This is a genomic window from Vreelandella sp. GE22 (genome assembly GCF_968212445.1).
Map to the genome: position 1 here is coordinate 3,678,319 of NZ_OZ309110.1, position 19,115 is coordinate 3,697,433.

Genomic DNA, 19,115 nt, shown 5'->3' on the forward strand with positions numbered 1-19,115 from the left:
CGCTATTTACACGCCCCAGCGTTTATGGAAGTATTTTCCATAAATACTCATTGATACGGGCCGTGGCCCCTTCAACCCCACGGGCACCTTCACAGGAGAGACCCATGAGCGAGCGTATCACGCGCCACCGTCTACAGGTGGCCGCCAGCCTGGACCGTTTTATCAGCGAACACGCCCTGCCGGGCACCGGTATCGACGAAAACGCCTTCTGGTCCGGCGTCGATGCCTTGTTCTTCGATCTTACCCCGAAAAACCAGCGCCTGCTGGAAGAGCGCGAAACGCTGCAACAAGCCCTCGACGCTTGGCACAAGGAGCATCCCGGCGCTATCAACGACATGACCGCCTATAAAAGCTTCCTTAAAAAGCAGAATTACCTGGTGGACGCCCCGGCCAACGTTAACGTTACAACGGCCAACGTCGATCGTGAAGTCGCCATTCAGGCAGGCCCGCAGCTGGTCGTACCGGTCAGCAACGCCCGTTACTCGCTGAACGCCGCCAACGCCCGGTGGGGAAGCCTCTATGACGCGCTCTACGGCACCGATGCGATTTCCGAAGAGGACGGCGCCGAGAAGGGTACGAGTTTCAACCCCAAGCGCGGTGAAAAGGTCATCGCCTACGCCCGCGGCGTGCTGGACCGCGCAGCCCCCCTGGCCACCGGTTCCCACCGGGATGCGGTCAAGTATAGCCTGCGCGACGGCCACCTGGTGGTGACCCTGGAGGGCGGGCGCGAAACCGGCCTGAAAGATGCCGGCAAGCTGATCGGCTTTAACGGCGACGAAAGCGCGCCAAGCGCAGTGCTGCTCTCCAACAACGACCTGCACCTCGAGATTCAGATCGACGCTAACGATTCGATCGGCAAGACCGACCCGGCGGGGGTGAAGGATGTCGTGGTCGAAGCCGCGCTGACCACCATCATGGACTGCGAAGACTCCGTCGCCGCGGTCGACGCCGAAGATAAAGTCGGCATTTACAGCAACTGGCTGGGCCTGATGCGCGGCGATCTGGAAGAGAAGATCGAAAAAGGCGACAAGACGACCACGCGCACGCTCAACGCCGACCGCACCTGGCAAACCACCGAGGGCGGAAGCGTCACGCTTCCCGGCCGCTCGCTGATGTTCGTGCGCAACGTGGGCCACTTGATGACCACGCCGGCCATTCTGGATGAAGACGGCAATGAATTGCCCGAAGGCATTCTCGACGCCGTCATGACCTCGCTGCTCGCGCTGAATGATTTGAAAAAAGACGCCGACCAGCCGCGCAACTCCCGCGCAGGCTCGGTCTACATCGTCAAGCCGAAGATGCACGGCCCCAAAGAAGTCGCGTTCGCCAACGAACTCTTCAGCCGTGTGGAAGATATCCTCGGCATGAGCCGCGACACCCTGAAAATGGGCATCATGGACGAAGAACGTCGCACCACGGTGAACCTCAAGGCGTGTATTGCCGAGGCGACATCAAGAGTGGTCTTCATCAACACCGGCTTTTTGGACCGTACCGGCGACGAAATGCACAGCGCCATGGAAGCGGGCCCGATGGTGCGCAAGGGCGACATGAAGTCCGCCGCCTGGATCACCGCTTACGAAAAGAACAACGTACAGGTGGGCTTGGCCTGTGGCCTGCGCGGCCGCGCCCAGATCGGCAAGGGCATGTGGGCCATGCCGGATCTGATGCACAATATGCTCGAGCAGAAAATCGGCCACCCGAAAGCCGGCGCCAATACGGCCTGGGTGCCCTCACCCACCGCGGCGGTGCTCCACGCGCTGCATTACCATCAGGTGAAGGTCGCCGACGTTCAGCGTGAGCTTGAAAGCCAGGGCGAAACGGACCTGCTCGATGAGCTACTCACCGTGCCGGTCGCCGAGGACACCAACTGGTCGGATGACGAGATTCAGCAGGAGCTGGATAACAACTGCCAGGGGATTCTGGGCTACGTGGTGCGCTGGGTCGAACACGGCGTGGGCTGCTCCAAGGTGCCGGACATTCACGATGTCGGCCTGATGGAAGACCGCGCAACGCTGCGTATCTCCAGCCAGCACATCGCCAACTGGCTGCACCATGGCATCGTCGATGAAGCCCGCGTGCAAGAAACGCTCAAGCGCATGGCCAAGGTCGTCGACGAGCAGAACGCCGGCGACGCGAGCTACACCGCCATGAGCGCCGACTTTGACGGCTCCACCGCCTTCAAGGCGGCGTCTGACCTGATCTTCAAGGGCCGCGAGCAGCCCTCCGGTTACACCGAACCGCTACTGCACGAATGGCGCCAGGTGCATAAGAAAAAAGCGCATAAGGCGAAGTAAGCCAGCACCAACGAAAGGCCCCGGGCATCACTGCCCGGGGCCTTTTTCATGGGTGATGCCACCTTCAGCGCTCTGACGGCGAGGGCCGCTTCCCATGAAGCGGCCACGAACGCGCTGACAAGGCGCGCCGAAGGTTAGAGCGCCGGCAATTTATCGAGCATACGATCCAGCGTCAGCGGGTAGTCGCGAAGGCGAATGCCCGTGGCGTTGTACATGGCGTTGGCCACCGCCGCGGCGCCGCCGCAAATGCCCAGCTCCCCGACACCCTTGGCTTTCAAGGGGGCAGAGGCGCCGTCCTGGGTGTCCAGAAAGATCACGTCCTGGTCGGGAATGTCGGCGTGAACCGCGATCTCGTAACCGGCGAAATCGTGATTGGCGAAAAAGCCCCGCGCGGTATCCACGGTCAAACTCTCCGTCAGCGCCGCGCCGATCGACATGGTCATGCCGCCCAGCACCTGGCTGCGCGCGGTGATCGGGTTCAGAATACGCCCGGCATCGCACACCGAGAGCATGCGACGAAGCCGCGTTTCCCCGGTGTAGGCGTGTACCGCCACTTCGACGAAATGCGCCGCGAAGGTGCCGATTTCCAGGTCATCCTTGAAATCGCCAAAGTGCAGCGTATCTTCGCCGACGATCTCTTCGCCCGAGGCCACATCGCGCAAGGCAACGCTTTTATCATCGGTGATCACCTGGCCGTTCTCGAAGCGCGCCGATTCGACCCCCAAGCGCTTGTTGATCTCGCCTTGTAGCGCCAGGCACGCTGCGTAAACCCCGGCGGTGACACTGGCCGCGCCCATCTGGCCGCCGGAGCCCGAGGCCGTGGGGTAGGCGCTATTGCCCAGACGTACGTCCACATCGTCCATTTCCAGCCCCATGGTTTCCGCAGCGGTCTGGGCGATGATGGTGTAGGAGCCGGTGCCGATATCGGTCATATCGGTTTCGACGATCACACGGCCTTCGCTAAGGCGTATCCGCGCGCCGGAATCCAGCGTGGGAGCACCGCGGTAGGCACCCGCCACGCCCTGGCCGATCAGCCACTGCCCTTCACGCTGCCCGCCGGGGGTGGTGTTGCGCGAGGCCCAGCCGAACGCCTCGGCGCCCTTGCGCAAACACTCCACAAAGTGGCGGTCGCTGTAGCGCTTTTCGGGCTCTTCCGGGTTGACCTGGGTGTCGTTGAGAATCCGAAACTCCACCGGATCCATACCGAGCTTCTCGGCCATTTCATCCATGGCGATCTCGAGTACCGCAAGCCCCGAGGCCTCACCGGGGGCGCGCATGTCGGCGGATTCCGGCAGGTTCATGTCGATGGCGTGGTGCGCGGTGCGGCGGTTTTCGCCGGCGTAGAAGCAGCGCGTCTGGTTCACCGCGTCTTCACCGCTGCCGCCAGGCAAGGTATGCGAAATGGCGGCATGATCGAAGGCGGTAATGTGCCCATCCTTGTTGGCGGCGATGCGCAGCCGCTGTACGGTGCCGGAGCGGTGGGTGGCGTTATTGAAGATGAACGAGCGCGGCAGCGCCACTTTCACCGGCCGGCCGGTCTCTTTCGAGCCCAGAGCCGCGAGCACGGCGTCGACCCGCAGCCAAAGCTTGCCGCCGAAACCGCCGCCAATGTAAGGGCTCTCCAAACGGATGTTTTCCGGATCCATCTCGAAGGTGGTCGCCAGCGCCTGGTGGGTCCACTCGATCATCTGGTTCGAGGTCCAAAGCGTCATGTGCTTGCCATCAGTCCAGTCCGCGATGGTCGCGTGGGGCTCCATCATCGCGTGGCTTTGCGAGGCGGTGTGGTAGGTCTCGTCAAGGGTGACCTCCGCGCTATCAAAGGCCGCGTCCACATCGCCCACGTGGGAGACCACGTCGCTGTCCTGAAGGCGCTTCCAGGCATCGTCCAGATCGAACTCGCCAGGGGTTTCCTCGTACTCCACCTCGATGAGCGAGACCGCCGCACGGGCCTGCTCCAGGGTGTCGGCCACGACCACGGCAATCGCCTGATGATAGTGCTCGACGGTGTCGCCACCGAAAAGCTTGGCCACATTGCTTTCAGGGCGGGGCAGCTCCTTGATATCGAGCGTCGTGATCACCGCCGCCACCCCTTCGGCATTGCGCGCTGCCGTGGCATCCATGTGGGTGATACGCCCTTTGGCGATGCTCGACCCCATCGGATAGCCGACCAGCGGGTTCTTGGCCACGTCGTGACGCTCATAGGCGTAGGGGGCGGTGCCGGTCACCTTGAGCGGACCGTCGATGCGCTTATGCGGTTTGCCGATGAGTCGCGCCCGGTCGAACAGGTTATCGTCAGTTGGCTGATTAAAATCCATACATCACTCCTTGGCCAGCAGGGCAGCAAGCGTACGTTCGGCAAGCGTCAGCTTGTAGGCGTTTTCCTCGGTGGGGCGGGCGCCGTCCAGCAGTTTCGCCATCACCGCCTGGGCACCGTTGCCCAGCTCGGCATCAGCGTCCTCGCGACGCCAGGGCTTGGGTGCCATGCCGCCAAGCGCCACGCGGCCCTGACCGTCGTCGGTTTCGATCAGCGCCACCGACACCAGGGCAAAGGCGTAAGAGGCACGGTCGCGCACCTTGTAGTAACGCTGGCGTCCGCCGACCGGGGCCGGCAGTACGACGCCGGTGATGATTTCACCTGGTTCGAGCGCGTTTTCCACCTCGGGGGTGTCGCCGGGCAGCTTATAAAACTCATCGAGGGTGAGCCTGCGCGTTTGCCCTTGGGGCGTGGTGGTTTCCACCTCGGCGTCCAGCACGCGAAGCGCAACCGCCATGTCCGAAGGGTGCGTCGCGATGCAGTGATCGGAGGTCCCGATCACGCCCAGTTGGCGGGTATCGGCGCCATCGTCGAGCGCGGCGCAGCCCGTGCCTGGCTCGCGCTTGTTGCAGGGCATTGCCGTATCGTAAAAGTAGGGGCAGCGGGTGCGCTGCAATAGGTTGCCACCGGTGGAGGCTTTATTGCGCAGCTGGCTCGAGGCGCCGGCAAAAAGCGCCCGGCTCAGTACCGGGTAGTCGCGGCGGATACGCTCGTCAGCGCCCAGGGCGGTGTTACTCACCAAAGCACCGATGCGCACGCCGCCTTCGTCGGTCTCAGTGATATCGTCAAGGCCGGTGCCGGTAATATCGATTAGATGCGGTGGGACTTCGATCTCGTGCTTCATGAGATCCAAAAGGTTGGTGCCGCCGGCAATGAACTTGCTACCCGGCACTTCAAAGGCGCGCGCCGCCGCCTGGGCGGCGTCATCGATACGCTCGAAGGAGAAGGATTTCATGAGCGCTCCCCGGCTACCTGGTGAATGGCTTTGAGAATGTTGGCGTAGGCGCCGCAGCGGCAAAGATTGCCGGACATGCGCTCGCGAATCTCCTCATCGCTGATCTCGATGGCGCCCTCGAGCTCTTTCGTTACGTGGCTCGGGATACCGGCACGAATCTCTTCGAGGGTCGCTTTCGCCGAGCAAATCTGACCCGGGGTGCAGTAGCCGCACTGGAAGGCGTCGTGGTCGATGAATGCCTGCTGCATGGGGTCCATGTGCTCGACACCCCCCACGCCTTCGATGGTGGTGATCTCATCGGCCTGATGCATGACGGCCAGGGTCAAACAAGCATTCACCCGTTTGCCGTTGATATTCACCGTACACGCCCCGCACTGGCCAAGGTCGCAGCCTTTTTTGGAGCCAGTGAATTTTAGATGTTCGCGCAGGGCGTCCAGCAGCGTGGTGCGGTTATCAAGCTCCAGCTCGTAGCGCTGGCCATTGATGGAAAGGGCAACTGCTGAGCGCGTTTGAGCGCCGTCAGGATGCTTCTCGGACGTTGTCGTTGAGGTCATTTTGAATTGCCTTTAATTTTTTCGTCGCTATAGCCTGGTCACGGTCATGACGCATTAAGCATAGCCGCTATTAAAGCCAACGCCTCATCGCATCCAATAACACAAATTAAAGCGCGCCAGTGGTCTACGCTAAGCAGGCAGATGAACGCGAGCCGTTTAAAAGGGCCGCCCAACAAGGAATGGTTTTCTCGATGCAACACCTCGACCTCAAGGTCATCGAACGAGCGCGGGATTGGAGTGACGAGGGTCAAACGATTTGGCTCTGCACCGTACTGGACACCTTCGGCTCCTCGCCCCGGGCGCCGGGCGCCTGGCTTGTGGCGAATGCACGCGGCGAGCACGTCGGCTCGCTTTCCGGCGGCTGCGTGGAGGAGGATTTTCTCGAACGGCTCACCAAAGGCGCCTTCGACCAGCCCGTGACCACTACCCGTTATGGCGACACCGCCGATACCGACGCGCCGAACGTTACACTGCCCTGCGGCGGCGTACTCGATGTGCTGGTCGAGCGGCTTTTGCCCGCCCCAAACACCCATGAGCATTTGAGCGCGCTACTCACGGCGCTCGAAGGCCACGCGCCCTTGACGCGCGAAGTGAATACCGCAAGCGGGGCGCGCACGCTTCGCCCTGCCCCACCGACCGGACCGCGCGTGGAAAGCGAAAATGACGTTATCCACCTGCGCGTCTCACCGGCGCACCGGCTGGTGATCGCCGGTATTTCGCCGATCACCGCGCCCTGCGCCGCCTTTGCGCTCACCCTGGGTTTCGAGGTCATCGTGTGCGACCCGGATGAGCGCGCCTGCGCGCGTTTCGAGGTACCCGGGGCCCGGGTCGAGAACGTGCTGCCGTCAATGTATATCGCCCAGGGCACCTGTCACGCCGCCACCGCCGTGGTGGCGCTGACTCACGACCCGCGCATCGACGATCTGGCGATGATGGAGGCGGTGCGCACCCAAGCGTTCTACATTGGCGTGATGGGATCGAAGCGCACCTCCCAGGCGCGTTTTGAGCGCCTCGAACGCTCCGGCGGCCTGAATGAGGCCGAGCTTTCGCGCATCCACATGCCCATTGGCCTGGCGCTTGGCAGCAAAACCCCCGCCGAAATCGCCCTGGCGGTGATGGCAGATATCGTGCGCGTGCAGCACGGGAAACGCCTCGATGAGCTCTGATACGGTGATGGCGTTGGTGATGGCGGCGGGCTACTCGAGCCGGTTCGGCGCGGCGGACAAACGTCAAGCGGTGCTGAGCGATGGCCGCTCCTTGCTGATCGCAAGCGTTGCCAACGCCCGGCGAGCATTTACGAGCCTGCGGGTGGTGGTGCGCGAAGAGGATGCGCCCAAGGGCCTCGAGGAGTGCTCGCTGATCCGCGTGCAAAGCGCCCGCCACGGGTTGGGGGCGAGTATTGGCGAGGCGTTCAGCGCGATCCTGGAGGACGCGTCCCTGTCAGACATTCAGGCCGCCGCCGTGCTGCTGGGCGATATGCCTTATATCCAAAGCCAAACCCTAACGGCGCTTATGGCAATGAGTGCACCCAACATCATCGTCTCGCCCAGCGTCGAGGACCGGCAGGGCCATCCGGTGATATTCGGTCGTGTCTTCTGGGAAGCACTTTCCAAAATCAAAGGCGGCGAAGGCGCCAGGCGGGTATTGAAGGCCCACGCGGCGCACCATCGGGTGCTGCCGGTCGATGACCCGGGCGTGGCGATGGATATCGACCGGCCGGCGGACCTGGCGGGCCCGTCACACGGCACCCCGAACATCGGGGGCTTTTAGCCGAGCCGGGTCCAAACGCCGTTTTGTCGACTGGAGGCGAGCACCGCATCGATAAAGCGCATACCGTCCACGCCATCCTCGATGCCGGGTAGCCAAGCGGGCGGCGTCTTCGCCTTCACGCCATCGGCAAACCCCTGATAGAGATTGGCGAAACTCTCGATATAGCCTTCCGGGTGGCCGCCGGGAAGGCGAATACTGCGCCCCACCGTTTGGCTGACGGCGTCCTCCCGGCGAGTCAGACGCTGGCTGGGGGCGTTGAGCGGCTTGAGCCACAGCTCGTTGGGGCTCTCCTGGGCCCATTGCAGGCTCGCCTTCTCGCCGACCAAGCGAATGCTCAGCTCGTTTTCAAAGCCAGGGGCGCACTGGCTGGCCCAGAGCATGCCACTGGTACCGGGCTCGAAGCGCAACAACGCCTGAACGCTGTCGTCCAGTTCCCGCCCTTCGACCGCGGTGGTTAAGGAGGCGCTCACGTCTGCCACCTTCTGACCGCTGACGAACTGCGCGAGTTGAAAAGCGTGAACACCGATATCGCCCAGACACCCCGCTGCCCCCGCCTGATCAGGGTCCATTCGCCAGGCCGCCTGGCGGTTATCCTCGCCTTGCGCCTCGCTCAGCCACTCCTGCACGTACTCCACCTGAACGTGGCGTAACTTGCCAAGCGCCCCCGTGGCGGCCATTTCACGGGCGTGCTGAATCATCGGGTAACCCGCGTAGGTGTGGGCGAGCAAAAAGTGCCCTGCGCTTTGCACCGCCGCCGTTTCGAGACGCCCGGCTTGAGCTGAAGTCAGCGTCATGGGCTTTTCGCACACCACGTGAAGCCCCGCCTCAAGGCCTTTGAGTGCGGCGTCGAAGTGCAGGTGGTTGGGCGTGACGATAATCAGCACCTCGATGCCATCGCCCCGCCTCGCCTCGGTCTCGATCAGCGCGTCGACGTCTTTGTAACAGCGCGCCGGTTCGATATAGAGCGCCTGGGCACTTGCCCGGTTGCGCTCGGGGTTCGAGGAGAACACCCCGGCAAGTAGCTCGAAATGGTTATCCAGGCGCAGCGCCAGGCGGTGCACCGCGCCGATGAACGCGCCCTGGCCGCCGCCCAGCATGGCCGCCCGCAAACGGCGGGGTGCTTGCTCGCTCATGCGTCTCTCCTCGTCAAAAACTGCGTTTTACTTCATCTTTCTGCGACCGGCGGCGCTGCCCTGGCACTGCCCTCAAGGGCGTGCGATCAGCACCACCAAAAGAAGTGACAACCACCCGCCGATCAGCGCAAGCCCGCCTATGGGCGTGACCAGCCCCAGGTTCATCCCGCCAAGTGCCATGGCGTAAAGCGAGCCGGAAAAGCAGAGCGTGCCCAAAAGCCAAAGCGATAGCACCAGCCGCTGCCCGGCGCGGGCGCGTTGGCCGCGCCATACGAGCACCGCCAGCATGGCCAGCGTATGCCAAGCCTGGTAGCGTACGCCGGTTTCAACGGCATCAACCATGTCACTGCTCACTCGTTCGGCCAACCCGTGGGCGGCGTAGGCACCGAGTGCGACCATGAGCGCACCGGAAACCGCGACCCAACACCACCATCCTTTATCGGCTTGCTGCACAGTACGCTCCTTGAAAGGTTGTCGAATTCTTTAGCACTTTCATATCCTGGGTGACATACCTTGAGCGCCCCTAAACCGCTACAATAGGGATCGTTTGCCTCATCAAGGGATACTCATCACCCATGTCTACCCCTAATGCCTCCATAGAGCTTAGGCTCAACGGCGAACCTTACGCCATTAATCAAGGGCTGACGGCGGCGGATCTCGTCGCTCAGCTCGGCTTGACCGAGCGGCGCATCGCCGTCGAGATCAACGAACAGATCGTTCCCAAAAGCCAGCTTGGCGCCACCGCGCTGCACGAAGGTGACCAGATCGAAGTGGTGCACGCCATCGGCGGCGGCTAGCCAGGCCTTGCTCGCGCTTGAGGATTTTTTTATGACAGCACTACACGATACGCCGTTTTCCGTTGCCGGTCGCACCTTCGGCTCGCGCCTTTTGGTGGGCACCGGCAAGTACAAGGACATGACCGAGACCGGCGAAGCCGTGGCCCAAAGCGGCGCCGACATCGTCACCTTTGCCGTGCGCCGCACCAACCTGGGCCAGGACGCCGACGCGCCGAACCTTTTGGACGTGATCCCGCCCAGCCGCTACACCCTGCTGCCCAACACCGCAGGCTGCTACACCGCGAAAGACGCGGTGCGCACCTGCCGGCTGGCCCGCGAATTGCTGGACGGCCACAACCTGGTCAAGCTCGAGGTGTTGGGCGACGAGACCACGCTCTACCCCAACGTGGTGGAAACACTCAGCGCGGCCAAAACGCTGATCGACGACGGCTTCGACGTCATGGTCTACACCAGCGACGACCCGATCGTGGCCCGCGAGCTCGAGGCGCTTGGCTGCTGCGCAATCATGCCGCTGGGCTCGCTGATCGGCTCCGGCCACGGCATTCAAAACCCCTACAACATTCGCCTAATCATCGAACAGGCAAACGTGCCCGTACTGGTGGACGCCGGGATCGGCACCGCCTCGGAAGCCGCTCAGGCCATGGAGCTTGGCTGCGACGGCGTGCTGCTCAACTCCGCCATCGCCCACGCAAAAGACCCGCTGCGTATGGCCAACGCCATGAAGCTCGCCGTTCAGGCCGGGCGCGATGCGTTTTTATCCGGACGCATGCCGCGGCGCCAAAGCGCCGACCCGTCGACCCCGTTTGCCGGCCGCATCAACGGCTGATTTAACGCCCCTTAGAGAGACCCTGCCGAGACATCATGAACGACGACAACGCACCTTCGCCTGAAAATGGCGCTACCGGCCCCGAAAGCCAGGACGCTCCGCTTCACCGGCGCGGTATCAAAAGCTACGTGATTCGCGCCGGGCGCATGACCCCGGCGCAAACCCGCGGGCTCGACGACGTCTGGCCCCGCCTGGGCCTCACCCTCGCCGACGGCCTACAGGATCTCGATGCGCTGTTCGGCCGCAAAGCGCCGCGCGTGGTCGAGATCGGCTTTGGCATGGGTAACTCGCTCATCGAGCAGGCCAAAACCCATCCCGAAACCGACTTCATCGGTATCGAAGTGCACGCCCCAGGCGTTGGCAAGCTGCTCGACGAGGCGGAAAAGCTGGGCCTCACCAATCTGCGGGTCTACCGTGAAGACGCCTTGAAGGTGCTGGAAGAGTGCCTGCCGGAAGCCTCGATCAACACCGTACAGCTCTTCTTCCCCGACCCCTGGCCGAAGAAAAAGCATCACAAGCGGCGTATCGTGCAGCCCGCGTTTGTGGCGCTGATTCGCACCCGCCTGGAGCCGGACGGCTTTTTTCACATGGCGACGGACTGGGAAGCCTACGCCGAGTGGATGGCCGAGGTCATGGACGCCGCGCCCGGCTACGCCAACACCGCTGAAAGTGACACCGCGCCCTTCGTGCCCCGCCCCGGCTTTCGCCCGCTCACCAAATTCGAGGCCCGCGGCGAGAAGCTCGGCCACGGCGTGTGGGATCTGATTTACCGGAAGGCGCGCTAACCCGCGATAATTAAAAGCCGCCAGCGTTGGCTAATGCCGATCAATTAAGGCTTTTGCCTACCCACAACGAGCGGTAAATCTATTGTAGCAGCGCGTTGCGCTGCGTTGCTGGCTAAAGCCTGCTCTTACGAGAGATGGGGTACGACTCCATTGTAGGAGCCCAATTCCATTGGGCGATGGCGGCGATAGCCGCCCTTCGGTGGCGACGGCACTTTTGGTTGCCATCATCACCAACCCCAGCAGCGCGTTGCGCTGCATCGCTGGCTGAAGCCTGCTCCTACAAGGGATGGATGCAAGATTTCGTTGTTGTGGAGCCCGCTTCAGCGGTAGTCCGACCATTCGGCGAATGGCGCCGTCAGGCGCCCTGGCCAAGCCACCCGTCGCGAGCTAAATCTCCGTCCCACAGGGGCTAGCCAAGCTTAACTGATCGGCATTAGCCAGCGTTGGCGGCTTTTTTTATGGCCATCCGATATCAAACGCCCGAACGCCGACACCGCTGCGAGCAGTAAACGACGTTGTCCCAATCCCGCGCCCACTTCTTGCGCCAGGTGAAGGGGCGCTGACAGACGGGGCAGATTTTGGTCGGCAGGTGGGGTTTCTTGTGGGCCATGATCGCGAGAGCCTGGAATGAATGACAATGAGAGACCGCCTCGGTCTAGACACTTTAGCGCGCGCAGTTTGCATCATCGGCAGGGGGGTGAGGCCACGGCGTACCTGAGATAACGATTCGAAGGGCCCAAAAAAGAAAGCCACTCCAGAGGAGTGGCAAAAGACCGTGACTAGCAATGAGAGGGAGAAACCATGACAGAAAAAGCCTGCTGCCTTGGCCCTGACGTCTCATCAAACGCCAGTAAGGACAATATAATCATTCTCATTTACTGCGTCAACACAAATGCGAATACTTTTTATTTATTTTTACCCGCTGGCTAATTGAAGCCATAACGGCAGCGTGAGCATCGCCAAAAGTGTTTGCCCGGTGATGATCGCCGCCATGAGCTCGGCATCGCCGCCGAGCTGGCGGGCAAGGATATAGGCCGAGGTGGCCGTGGGGAGTGCCGCGAACAAAAGCGCCACGTCGCGGCTCAGCGCATCGAGGCCTAGAGCCCAGGCCAGCAGCAGTACGACAACGGGCATCACCAAAAGCTTGGTCACGTTGGTGGTCAGTGTTCCCCGGTCTATACGTAAAAGCGCCGCCGGGCGCAGCGCCACGCCAACGGCAACCAGCCCCAGCGGTAGCGCCGCGCGGCCCAGCAGTTTCGCGGCGTTTTCGCTCCAGCCCGGAAGGCCGATCCCGGTCAGGTTCAGAAAAATTCCCGCGAGGCACGCCAAAATCAGCGGGTTCTTGATCAGCGCCAGGGCGCTGGCGCGAAGGCTCGCTGGGCCAAGCGTCCCTGCCCTGATGAAACTCGCCACGCAGAGAATATTGACCACCGGCACCATCACCGCGACCGCCACCGCCGCGGTGGTTACCCCTGCACTTCCGTGCAGCGCCCCGGCACCGGCCACCCCCACGTAGGTATTGAAGCGAATCGCCCCCTGGAAGACCGAGGTAAACGCCGGGGCGGGGAGCAAAAGCCACCCGCGTAACCCCCAGAGCAGCAGAGTGAGAAGGATAATCGCGCCGAGCAGCACGCCCGCAAGCCTGGCCACCGGCACCTGGCTTACATCCGCGGTGGCAAGCGTTGCCACCAGCATGGCGGGGAACAGTAGAAAGTAGATGATTTTTTCCATCTGCGCCCAGAACTCGCTGCTCGGCCAGCGCTTGTAGCCAATCGCCGCGCCGAGCAGAATCAGCAAAAAAAGTGGCCCCAGCGCCCCGGTAATACTGTTCATCGCTACTCCTGATTGGCCCCGCCCACGTGCGACATCCTGGCCACTGGCCTGGGGCACGTTTGCTGCTACCATGCAGTATCTTTTCTAGCCTATGGCCGTATCGTGACGCTTTTCCCATGAATAAACCAACCTCTTCGGGATACGTTACCGGATTTCCTGTCCTCAATGTGCTGATGCTGGTGACCGCCGTGGCGCTGATGGCTTGCCTGGTGTATGGCCTGAACAGCTGGCTGCGCGGCGGCGACGATATCACCTGGTTCGCCCCGAACCCGGGCTGCCAACTCCACGAAAGCGCCTGCACCGCCGCTCTGGGTGATGGCCAACTCCGCTTCGCCGTGGACGTGGACGGCTCGATCGACGCATTGAGTGCCTTGCCGCTAGAGGTCAAGATCGAGGGGATCGAGGCAAGCCAGGTAAGCGTTGTGTTCAACGGCCGTGACATGGACATGGGGCTTCATCGCTTTAACCTGATGGCCACCGCCCCGGGCCACTTCAACGGCCAGGGCCAGGTGGGTATGTGCACCCAGGCCGTCATGCCCTGGCGCGCACGTGTCATACTAACCACCCCGGAAGGGAAAATCGGCAGTTGGTTCGATTTCGACGTCACCAGGAGTTAGTCAATGCAAACACGTTTAAAAAAGCGCCCTGCGGTCATTGTAGCGGTGTTTTTGGGGGTGGCCGCGCTCGCCGCGCTGGTGCTATTCATCATGGGCTCGAGCGACGATGAGCAGGGCCTGCGCGGCGGGCCGATCGCCATGGCCTCGACCGACGGCGCTTTCGCGCTGACCCAGCTGGAAGAGGACCAGGTGGCCGTGGTCTCTTTTGGTTACACGTTTTGCCCCGACGTTTGCCCGATCACCCTGGCGGTCAAACGCCAGGCGCTGGCTCAGCTCGACGAAGAGACGCGCGAACGCGTGGTGCCGGTGATGGTGACCGTCGATCTGGAGCGCGACACCCTGGCGCGCATGCGCGAATACATGGAGGCGTTCGGTGAGGAGTTCATTGGCCTGGTGGGGTCGCCCAAAGAGCTTGAGGACGTGGCCGAGCGCTACGGCGTGGTGTGGCAGCGAGTCGACACGCCGGACTCCTCCATGGCTTACACCCTGGACCACACCGCCGGGCTTTTTCTGGTCAATCGGGAAGGAGACGTTCTCGAACAGGTGCTTCACTCGCCCACGCCCGGCGCGCTGGTGTCCGCCCTGGACCGAGAGCTTCGCCGCCAAAAAAGCTAACGAGCGCCGCGAAGGCGCTTAATCGAGAGGCGCTTCGAGTCTATCCAGCATGTTCATCAACGCCTGTACCTGCACGCCTTCGCGGGTATCGTGCTGCGGGTTGAGCTGCCAGGTACTTTCGGCAAAGCCCCACCAGTCCCAGCACCCCTGGGGGTTGGCCAGGCTGCTTTCGGCCTGGGGGTAGAGCACGACCTGGCCGTGCTCTGCCGCCCAATCATTCAGGCCGCTATGGCGGATGAACACGTCGCCAATGTCCTCAACGCTCATCTGGCAGCCGTGAAGCGCCACGGTCACCGGACACCCACCCTCTTCACATCCCCTGGGCAGGAAAAGATAACCGGTGTCGGCCAGGCCTTTCGCGGCGAAATCGCTTTGATCAAAGGCTATTAGCGCGCCGTCGGACGCCGCCCCGGCGCGCTCAGGGTAGAACCACGCGAGCATATCCGCGGCCAGGTCGTCGTCGCAGGCGAGCACGAAGCTGCCCCCGCCCTGGCGGCAGCCCCCCAGCGCGTGGGGGCCAACGCTTGCCTGCGCGGGCAGGCGCACCGGCCAGCCGTGGCCCTGGCTTCCGGGCGTGAAACGCACCTGGTCCTCTGCGCTCCAGCCACGCCATTGGCGGGCCAGCAGCGCACCCAGCTCCGGCGCCACCACCTCGTCGTCGTCGCCGTGGGCAATGAACACACGAAGCGCGCCAAGCGCTTCCCGGCTGCCCACCAGCGACTGCTCGCGGTAGCGCTCGAAGCGCTCGTCCAAGGCCTCGAGCGAGGGCAGCCCCCGGCTCACCTGCATGCACTGGCGAAGCGCCAGACTCAATGTTCCTTGTGCACACCCCCAGGGCCCGGCAGCGACGACACCCAGACCTTTAAAGCGCTCGGGCCACGCTGCCGCTAGCTGGCTGGCCATATAGCCGCCCGCGGAAACCCCGACGACGCTGGCCTGGCCTTGCGCGGCGCCTAACGGGGGTAGCGCCCCGGGCGTGCCATTCTCGGCGACAGCGTCGCTATTCGCGCCTGCCATCGACAAAAGCGCGCCCGCCAACCAAAAGGTAAAACCGCAGGGATTTTTCATTTATTCAATGCTCAATAGCTCGACACGCTGCAGTTGAAGCCCATTATCCTGGTCAAGCTTTGCGGGCGTGTAGAGCATCCAGACATCGCCCACGCGCATGAGCGGCAGTAGCTGTTTAAATCCTCTTTGCGCTTCGTTGATCGCGTAGGTACTCGTCGAGGCCGGTTCACCCGACTCGGTGCCGTCCGGGTTCATACGTTGGATGCTGATCTCGACGCTATCGTCCAGGCCGGGCGAGGCGCCGCTACCGGACTCGAGCTTTTCGAACTGAAAACCGGCGTCGGTTTCGATCACGCCGTCACGCTGGGCATTGCGCGCCAGAAAGGCCTCGCTATCGGCATTCAAGAGCCGCTCTTTCTCGTCGGCCGTTTGAGCGCGGCGTGCTTCAAACGCCTCTCTTGTCGCACCGATCTCGTCGCGGCTTAGCGCCAGCGCGTTACCGGCAAACACGTCACGCATGCCGTCGATGAACGCATCGATATCGACTTCGAGTGGCTCAGCGAGGCCTTCGGTATTACGCATGAAGTTTTGTGCCATGGTAGCACCGTAGCTGTAGCCAAGATGATGCCCGTCGAGGGCACCACCCGGCCCTTGCTGGACCGCCGTATTGATCACCGGCCAACCATACACCAGCTCGTTGTGATCAAACACATCACGCATGCCGTCGCCGAGTGCCTGTAAATCGAGGTTTTCGATTTCGAGGTTTTCCTGCATATCCTCGGCAATCGTGGCCCCAAAGCTATAGGCGAAGCGCTGTTCGTCAGTGTCCGGCGCCGCCGCCGCATAGGGTGCCGTCAGCAGCCAACCAGCCAAGGCGATAGAAGACAGTAATCCTTTCATTGAAAGCCTTTCATTGAAAACTCTGTTTACCGTAAGGCGTTTAAACGATGACAAAGCGCCTCTGATACTAAAAGCGCCGCTAAAAAGCGGCGCAGAGTAGCTTAAAGGCGTGGGATCATGCTTACTCGATGCCCAGCAGTTCGACGCGGAAGGTGAGCATCTCGTTGGGACCGATCGGGCCCTGGCCCTGCTCGCCGTAAGCAAGCTCGGACGGAATGTAGATCATCCAGCTATCGCCGACGCTCATCATCTGAAGCGCTTCCTGCCAACCTTCGATTACCTGGTTGACCTGGAAGGTGACCGACTCGCCGCGCTCGAAAGAGCTGTCGAACACGGTGCCGTCGAGCAGCATGCCTTCGTAGTTCACTTCCACCGTGTCTTCGGGGCCGGGGGATTGACCGTCGTCTTCGCCGGACTCGAGCACTTCATACTGAAGGCCGGAGTCGGTGACTTCGACGCCTTCGCGCTCGGCGTTTTCTTCGAGGTACTCTTCGCCCTCTTGCTGGTTCATCTCGGCGATTTCAGCGGCCTGCTCTTCACGCTCCTGCATGGAGCGCTGCTGGAACGCGACCAGCGTCTCCATCATCTCTTCTTCGCTTAAGGCAAGCTCGTTGCCTTCGAACACGTCGCGCATACCTTCGGAAAAGGTGTCGATATCAAGATCTTCGACATCGGCCTGCATGCTTTCGCCCAGCGTAACGCCCAGGCTGTAAGCCAAGCGCTGCTCGTCGGTTTCCGGCTCGGCGGCGGCAAAGGGGGCCACCAAAAGAAGACCCGTCAAAGCCGCGGTTTTGAACGTAGTAGAGACCATTGCTTTCATTTTAAAACCTTCTTCAAGGACGCTGTGCGCCGGCTAATAAATGCTGTGTCGCTGTTCTGCGCAAAGCGTTCGCTGACACGATACGCTTACCTTCGCTTAAGACCTTATGTTGCGTCAAAGGTTTAAGACTACACCACCAGTGTAGGACAGTGCGATGCTCCCGCGACGCGTTGCGAAACGCTGCCCAGCAATAAATTCTTGTCGCCGTTGGTGCCTTGAGCCCCAATCACGGTCAGATCGCACTCCCGTTTTCGGGCAAAGCGCACGATGGTACGCGATGGCCGCCCGCCCTTCACGAAGGCGCGCACTTTGGTGGACTCCGCACCCAGCTCCACCGCGTGGGACTTGGCGTAGACGGCGATTTCGGTGGCGTACTCTTTCAAGGCGTCGTCGGGAATGTCGAGCCGGTTAGGCCGCACCATAGAGAGCGACGCCTCTAAAAGGCTGTGGTGCTTGAAAACGCACAGGATGTAAAGCTCCGCACCGGTTAGAAGGTGAAGGCTGACTGCCTTTTCGAGCGCTTTCATGGCGCCCTTCGAGCCATCCACCGGTATCAGGATACGATGAAACATGCCTCACACTCCTTGCGTTCAACGAAAGGCGACATCGCGTAAAAACAGCGCGATCTGCGGGAACATGATTAAAAGCGCCGCAGCGAGAATCAGAATGAAGATAAACGGCGGCGTTCCCTTGATGACGTCCAGGTACGGGCGCTTGAATATCGCGATGGCGGTGAAGATATCGCACCCAAAGGGGGGCGTGGCCGAGCCGATGGCCACCTGCAGCGTGATCAGGATACCCACCAGCACCGGGTCCAGCCCCGTGGCGGCAATCGCCGGGGCGAAGATGGGCGTGAGCACCAGAATCACCACGATCGGATCGACGAACATACAGGCGATGAAAAACGAGACGCAGATCGCGATCAATACCCCAGTGGGGCCGGCCTCGTTGACGCCTACCGCTTCCAGAATGGCCTGGGGGATCTGGGCAAAGGAGATGATCCAGGAGAAACCGTTACCCACCGCCACCAAAATGAACACCACCGCGGTGATCAAACCGGTGGACTTGGCGATGGTGTAGATGTCGTTCATCTTTAGCGAACGAAACACCACGAACTCCAACAGTACCGCGTAGAGCACACAGGCCGCCGCCGCTTCGGTGGGGCTGAAGACCCCGCCGTAGATACCACCGACGATGATGACCGGAAAGCCCAAGGGCCAGAGCGCCTTTTGCACCGCCACACCGCGCTCTTTCCAGCTCGAGCGTGGCTCGGTGGGCACATCCTTGACGACCGCATAAAGGATGCAGTACGCCGAAAACATGAACAAAATCAAAAGGCCCGGCCCGATACCGGCGATGAACAGCTCGCCGATGGAGGTACCGGAAATGACCCCGTAGATGATCATGCCGATACTCGGCGGAATCAAAAAGGCGATGTCGCTGGCGTTGATGATCAGCGCCAGCGTAAAAGAGTCCGAGTAGCCCGCCTTGAGCATTTTGGGGCGAAGCGGCGAGCCCACCGCCACCACCGTTGCCTGAGTGGAGCCGGACACCGCGCCAAACAGGGTACACGAAGCGGCGGTACTCACCGCCAGGCCACCCTTGATATGGCCGATAAACGACATCACCATTTCGATCAGCCGGTTGGCCGATTGCCCCCGAGTCATGATATCGGCGGCGAGAATGAACATGGGAACGGCGATCAGGGAGGCCGGGCGAATACCGGCCATCATCTGCTGAATCAGCGTATCCATCTGGCCGAAACCGTTGAACATCATGTAAAAGCCGATTACCGCCGCGGTAATCAGCGGCACCATCATAGGAAAGCCCAGCAACAGCAGGGCGATCATGGTCACTAACATTATCGTCGTCATAGTGTTTCCCTAAGCCTGCC

At 61.8% G+C, this 19,115-nt stretch carries 20 protein-coding genes; 8 read left to right on the forward strand and 12 right to left on the reverse strand.

The window, feature by feature from the left end; all coding sequences use genetic code 11:
• Window positions 1-104 precede the first annotated feature (104 nt).
• A complete protein-coding gene (locus tag ACWHRL_RS17235; RefSeq protein ID WP_447894625.1) occupies window positions 105-2,294 on the forward strand; it encodes a malate synthase G in 2,190 nt (729 codons plus the stop codon).
• A 134-nt stretch (window positions 2,295-2,428) separates the two neighbouring features.
• On the opposite strand, the gene paoC is transcribed toward ACWHRL_RS17235, so the two are convergent.
• The 3 genes from paoC to ACWHRL_RS17250 are packed head-to-tail and all read right to left on the reverse strand — an operon-like array spanning window position 2,429 to window position 6,117.
• Window positions 2,429-4,609, reverse strand: a complete 2,181-nt coding sequence (gene paoC, locus ACWHRL_RS17240; RefSeq protein ID WP_447894626.1) for an aldehyde oxidoreductase molybdenum-binding subunit PaoC — start codon at window positions 4,607-4,609, stop codon at window positions 2,429-2,431.
• A 3-nt stretch (window positions 4,610-4,612) separates the two neighbouring features.
• Window positions 4,613-5,563 (reverse strand): FAD binding domain-containing protein, encoded by a 951-nt coding sequence (locus ACWHRL_RS17245; protein WP_447894627.1) that lies wholly within the window; start codon window positions 5,561-5,563, stop codon window positions 4,613-4,615.
• Window positions 5,560-6,117, reverse strand: a complete 558-nt coding sequence (locus ACWHRL_RS17250) for a 2Fe-2S iron-sulfur cluster-binding protein (protein WP_447894628.1) — start codon at window positions 6,115-6,117, stop codon at window positions 5,560-5,562. Before ACWHRL_RS17250 ends, ACWHRL_RS17245 begins: the two co-directional genes overlap by 4 nt.
• Before the next feature lie 191 nt (window positions 6,118-6,308).
• Here ACWHRL_RS17250 and ACWHRL_RS17255 point away from each other — a divergent pair, with 191 nt between their 5' ends.
• Window positions 6,309-7,283 (forward strand): XdhC family protein, encoded by a 975-nt coding sequence (locus ACWHRL_RS17255; RefSeq protein ID WP_447894629.1) that lies wholly within the window; start codon window positions 6,309-6,311, stop codon window positions 7,281-7,283.
• Window positions 7,273-7,887, forward strand: coding sequence for a nucleotidyltransferase family protein (locus ACWHRL_RS17260; RefSeq protein ID WP_447894630.1), 615 nt, complete (start codon window positions 7,273-7,275; stop codon window positions 7,885-7,887). The genes ACWHRL_RS17255 and ACWHRL_RS17260 overlap by 11 nt, the downstream gene beginning before the upstream one ends.
• Here the strand turns inward: ACWHRL_RS17260 and ACWHRL_RS17265 are convergent.
• A complete protein-coding gene (locus ACWHRL_RS17265) occupies window positions 7,884-9,020 on the reverse strand; it encodes a Gfo/Idh/MocA family protein (protein ID WP_447894631.1) in 1,137 nt (378 codons plus the stop codon). The genes ACWHRL_RS17260 and ACWHRL_RS17265 overlap by 4 nt on opposite strands.
• 72 nt (window positions 9,021-9,092) lie before the next feature.
• Complete coding sequence (locus ACWHRL_RS17270) at window positions 9,093-9,473, reverse strand: DUF423 domain-containing protein (protein ID WP_447530301.1); 381 nt, start codon at window positions 9,471-9,473, stop codon at window positions 9,093-9,095.
• 122 nt (window positions 9,474-9,595) lie between these two features.
• Between ACWHRL_RS17270 and thiS the strand changes: the two genes are divergently transcribed.
• The 3 genes from thiS to trmB are packed head-to-tail and all read left to right on the forward strand — an operon-like array spanning window position 9,596 to window position 11,428.
• A complete protein-coding gene (thiS, locus tag ACWHRL_RS17275; protein WP_447530302.1) occupies window positions 9,596-9,817 on the forward strand; it encodes a sulfur carrier protein ThiS in 222 nt (73 codons plus the stop codon).
• Window positions 9,818-9,848: 31 nt separating this feature from the next.
• Entirely contained in the window at window positions 9,849-10,643 is a 795-nt protein-coding gene (locus tag ACWHRL_RS17280) for a thiazole synthase (RefSeq protein ID WP_447530303.1), read from the forward strand.
• A gap of 35 nt (window positions 10,644-10,678) precedes the next feature.
• The gene (gene trmB, locus ACWHRL_RS17285; protein ID WP_447894632.1) at window positions 10,679-11,428 is read left to right on the forward strand and encodes a tRNA (guanosine(46)-N7)-methyltransferase TrmB; all 750 of its coding nucleotides are present in this window, start codon (window positions 10,679-10,681) and stop codon (window positions 11,426-11,428) included.
• Window positions 11,429-11,900: 472 nt separating this feature from the next.
• On the opposite strand, the gene ACWHRL_RS17290 is transcribed toward trmB, so the two are convergent.
• Window positions 11,901-12,038, reverse strand: a complete 138-nt coding sequence (locus tag ACWHRL_RS17290; RefSeq protein ID WP_447554571.1) for a DUF2256 domain-containing protein — start codon at window positions 12,036-12,038, stop codon at window positions 11,901-11,903.
• A 305-nt stretch (window positions 12,039-12,343) separates the two neighbouring features.
• The gene (locus ACWHRL_RS17295) at window positions 12,344-13,261 is read right to left on the reverse strand and encodes an AEC family transporter (protein WP_447894633.1); all 918 of its coding nucleotides are present in this window, start codon (window positions 13,259-13,261) and stop codon (window positions 12,344-12,346) included.
• A gap of 116 nt (window positions 13,262-13,377) precedes the next feature.
• Between ACWHRL_RS17295 and ACWHRL_RS17300 the strand changes: the two genes are divergently transcribed.
• Window positions 13,378-13,878: a hypothetical protein gene (locus ACWHRL_RS17300; protein WP_447894634.1), complete on the forward strand. Its 501-nt coding sequence runs from the start codon at window positions 13,378-13,380 to the stop codon at window positions 13,876-13,878.
• A 3-nt stretch (window positions 13,879-13,881) separates the two neighbouring features.
• Complete coding sequence (locus tag ACWHRL_RS17305; RefSeq protein ID WP_447530308.1) at window positions 13,882-14,493, forward strand: SCO family protein; 612 nt, start codon at window positions 13,882-13,884, stop codon at window positions 14,491-14,493.
• A gap of 18 nt (window positions 14,494-14,511) precedes the next feature.
• On the opposite strand, the gene ACWHRL_RS17310 is transcribed toward ACWHRL_RS17305, so the two are convergent.
• The 5 genes from ACWHRL_RS17310 to ACWHRL_RS17330 form a co-directional block, all read right to left on the reverse strand.
• Window positions 14,512-15,561, reverse strand: a complete 1,050-nt coding sequence (locus ACWHRL_RS17310; protein WP_447894635.1) for an alpha/beta hydrolase-fold protein — start codon at window positions 15,559-15,561, stop codon at window positions 14,512-14,514.
• Window positions 15,562-16,401: an FKBP-type peptidyl-prolyl cis-trans isomerase N-terminal domain-containing protein gene (locus ACWHRL_RS17315; protein ID WP_447894636.1), complete on the reverse strand. Its 840-nt coding sequence runs from the start codon at window positions 16,399-16,401 to the stop codon at window positions 15,562-15,564. It lies immediately after the preceding gene.
• 121 nt (window positions 16,402-16,522) lie between these two features.
• Window positions 16,523-17,221, reverse strand: a complete 699-nt coding sequence (locus ACWHRL_RS17320) for an FKBP-type peptidyl-prolyl cis-trans isomerase (RefSeq protein WP_447894637.1) — start codon at window positions 17,219-17,221, stop codon at window positions 16,523-16,525.
• A gap of 128 nt (window positions 17,222-17,349) precedes the next feature.
• Window positions 17,350-17,793: a universal stress protein gene (locus tag ACWHRL_RS17325; RefSeq protein ID WP_447530312.1), complete on the reverse strand. Its 444-nt coding sequence runs from the start codon at window positions 17,791-17,793 to the stop codon at window positions 17,350-17,352.
• Window positions 17,794-17,811: 18 nt separating this feature from the next.
• On the reverse strand, window positions 17,812-19,095 hold the full coding sequence (locus tag ACWHRL_RS17330; RefSeq protein ID WP_447894638.1) for a TRAP transporter large permease: 1,284 nt from the start codon (window positions 19,093-19,095) through the stop codon (window positions 17,812-17,814).
• Window positions 19,096-19,115: the final 20 nt, after the last annotated feature.

What these genes read in the sequence shown, in the direction of transcription:
- ACWHRL_RS17235 (WP_447894625.1), top strand. Translation starts at nt 105, where the DNA reads ATGAGCGAGCGTATCACGCGCCACCGTCTACAGGTGGCCGCCAGCCTG.
- paoC (WP_447894626.1), bottom strand. Translation starts at nt 4,609, where the DNA reads ATGGATTTTAATCAGCCAACTGACGATAACCTGTTCGACCGGGCGCGA.
- ACWHRL_RS17245 (WP_447894627.1), bottom strand. Translation starts at nt 5,563, where the DNA reads ATGAAATCCTTCTCCTTCGAGCGTATCGATGACGCCGCCCAGGCGGCG.
- ACWHRL_RS17250 (WP_447894628.1), bottom strand. Translation starts at nt 6,117, where the DNA reads ATGACCTCAACGACAACGTCCGAGAAGCATCCTGACGGCGCTCAAACG.
- ACWHRL_RS17255 (WP_447894629.1), top strand. Translation starts at nt 6,309, where the DNA reads ATGCAACACCTCGACCTCAAGGTCATCGAACGAGCGCGGGATTGGAGT.
- ACWHRL_RS17260 (WP_447894630.1), top strand. Translation starts at nt 7,273, where the DNA reads ATGAGCTCTGATACGGTGATGGCGTTGGTGATGGCGGCGGGCTACTCG.
- ACWHRL_RS17265 (WP_447894631.1), bottom strand. Translation starts at nt 9,020, where the DNA reads ATGAGCGAGCAAGCACCCCGCCGTTTGCGGGCGGCCATGCTGGGCGGC.
- thiS (WP_447530302.1), top strand. Translation starts at nt 9,596, where the DNA reads ATGTCTACCCCTAATGCCTCCATAGAGCTTAGGCTCAACGGCGAACCT.
- ACWHRL_RS17280 (WP_447530303.1), top strand. Translation starts at nt 9,849, where the DNA reads ATGACAGCACTACACGATACGCCGTTTTCCGTTGCCGGTCGCACCTTC.
- trmB (WP_447894632.1), top strand. Translation starts at nt 10,679, where the DNA reads ATGAACGACGACAACGCACCTTCGCCTGAAAATGGCGCTACCGGCCCC.
- ACWHRL_RS17290 (WP_447554571.1), bottom strand. Translation starts at nt 12,038, where the DNA reads ATGGCCCACAAGAAACCCCACCTGCCGACCAAAATCTGCCCCGTCTGT.
- ACWHRL_RS17295 (WP_447894633.1), bottom strand. Translation starts at nt 13,261, where the DNA reads ATGAACAGTATTACCGGGGCGCTGGGGCCACTTTTTTTGCTGATTCTG.
- ACWHRL_RS17300 (WP_447894634.1), top strand. Translation starts at nt 13,378, where the DNA reads ATGAATAAACCAACCTCTTCGGGATACGTTACCGGATTTCCTGTCCTC.
- ACWHRL_RS17305 (WP_447530308.1), top strand. Translation starts at nt 13,882, where the DNA reads ATGCAAACACGTTTAAAAAAGCGCCCTGCGGTCATTGTAGCGGTGTTT.
- ACWHRL_RS17310 (WP_447894635.1), bottom strand. Translation starts at nt 15,561, where the DNA reads ATGAAAAATCCCTGCGGTTTTACCTTTTGGTTGGCGGGCGCGCTTTTG.
- ACWHRL_RS17315 (WP_447894636.1), bottom strand. Translation starts at nt 16,401, where the DNA reads ATGAAAGGATTACTGTCTTCTATCGCCTTGGCTGGTTGGCTGCTGACG.
- ACWHRL_RS17320 (WP_447894637.1), bottom strand. Translation starts at nt 17,221, where the DNA reads ATGAAAGCAATGGTCTCTACTACGTTCAAAACCGCGGCTTTGACGGGT.
- ACWHRL_RS17325 (WP_447530312.1), bottom strand. Translation starts at nt 17,793, where the DNA reads ATGTTTCATCGTATCCTGATACCGGTGGATGGCTCGAAGGGCGCCATG.
- ACWHRL_RS17330 (WP_447894638.1), bottom strand. Translation starts at nt 19,095, where the DNA reads ATGACGACGATAATGTTAGTGACCATGATCGCCCTGCTGTTGCTGGGC.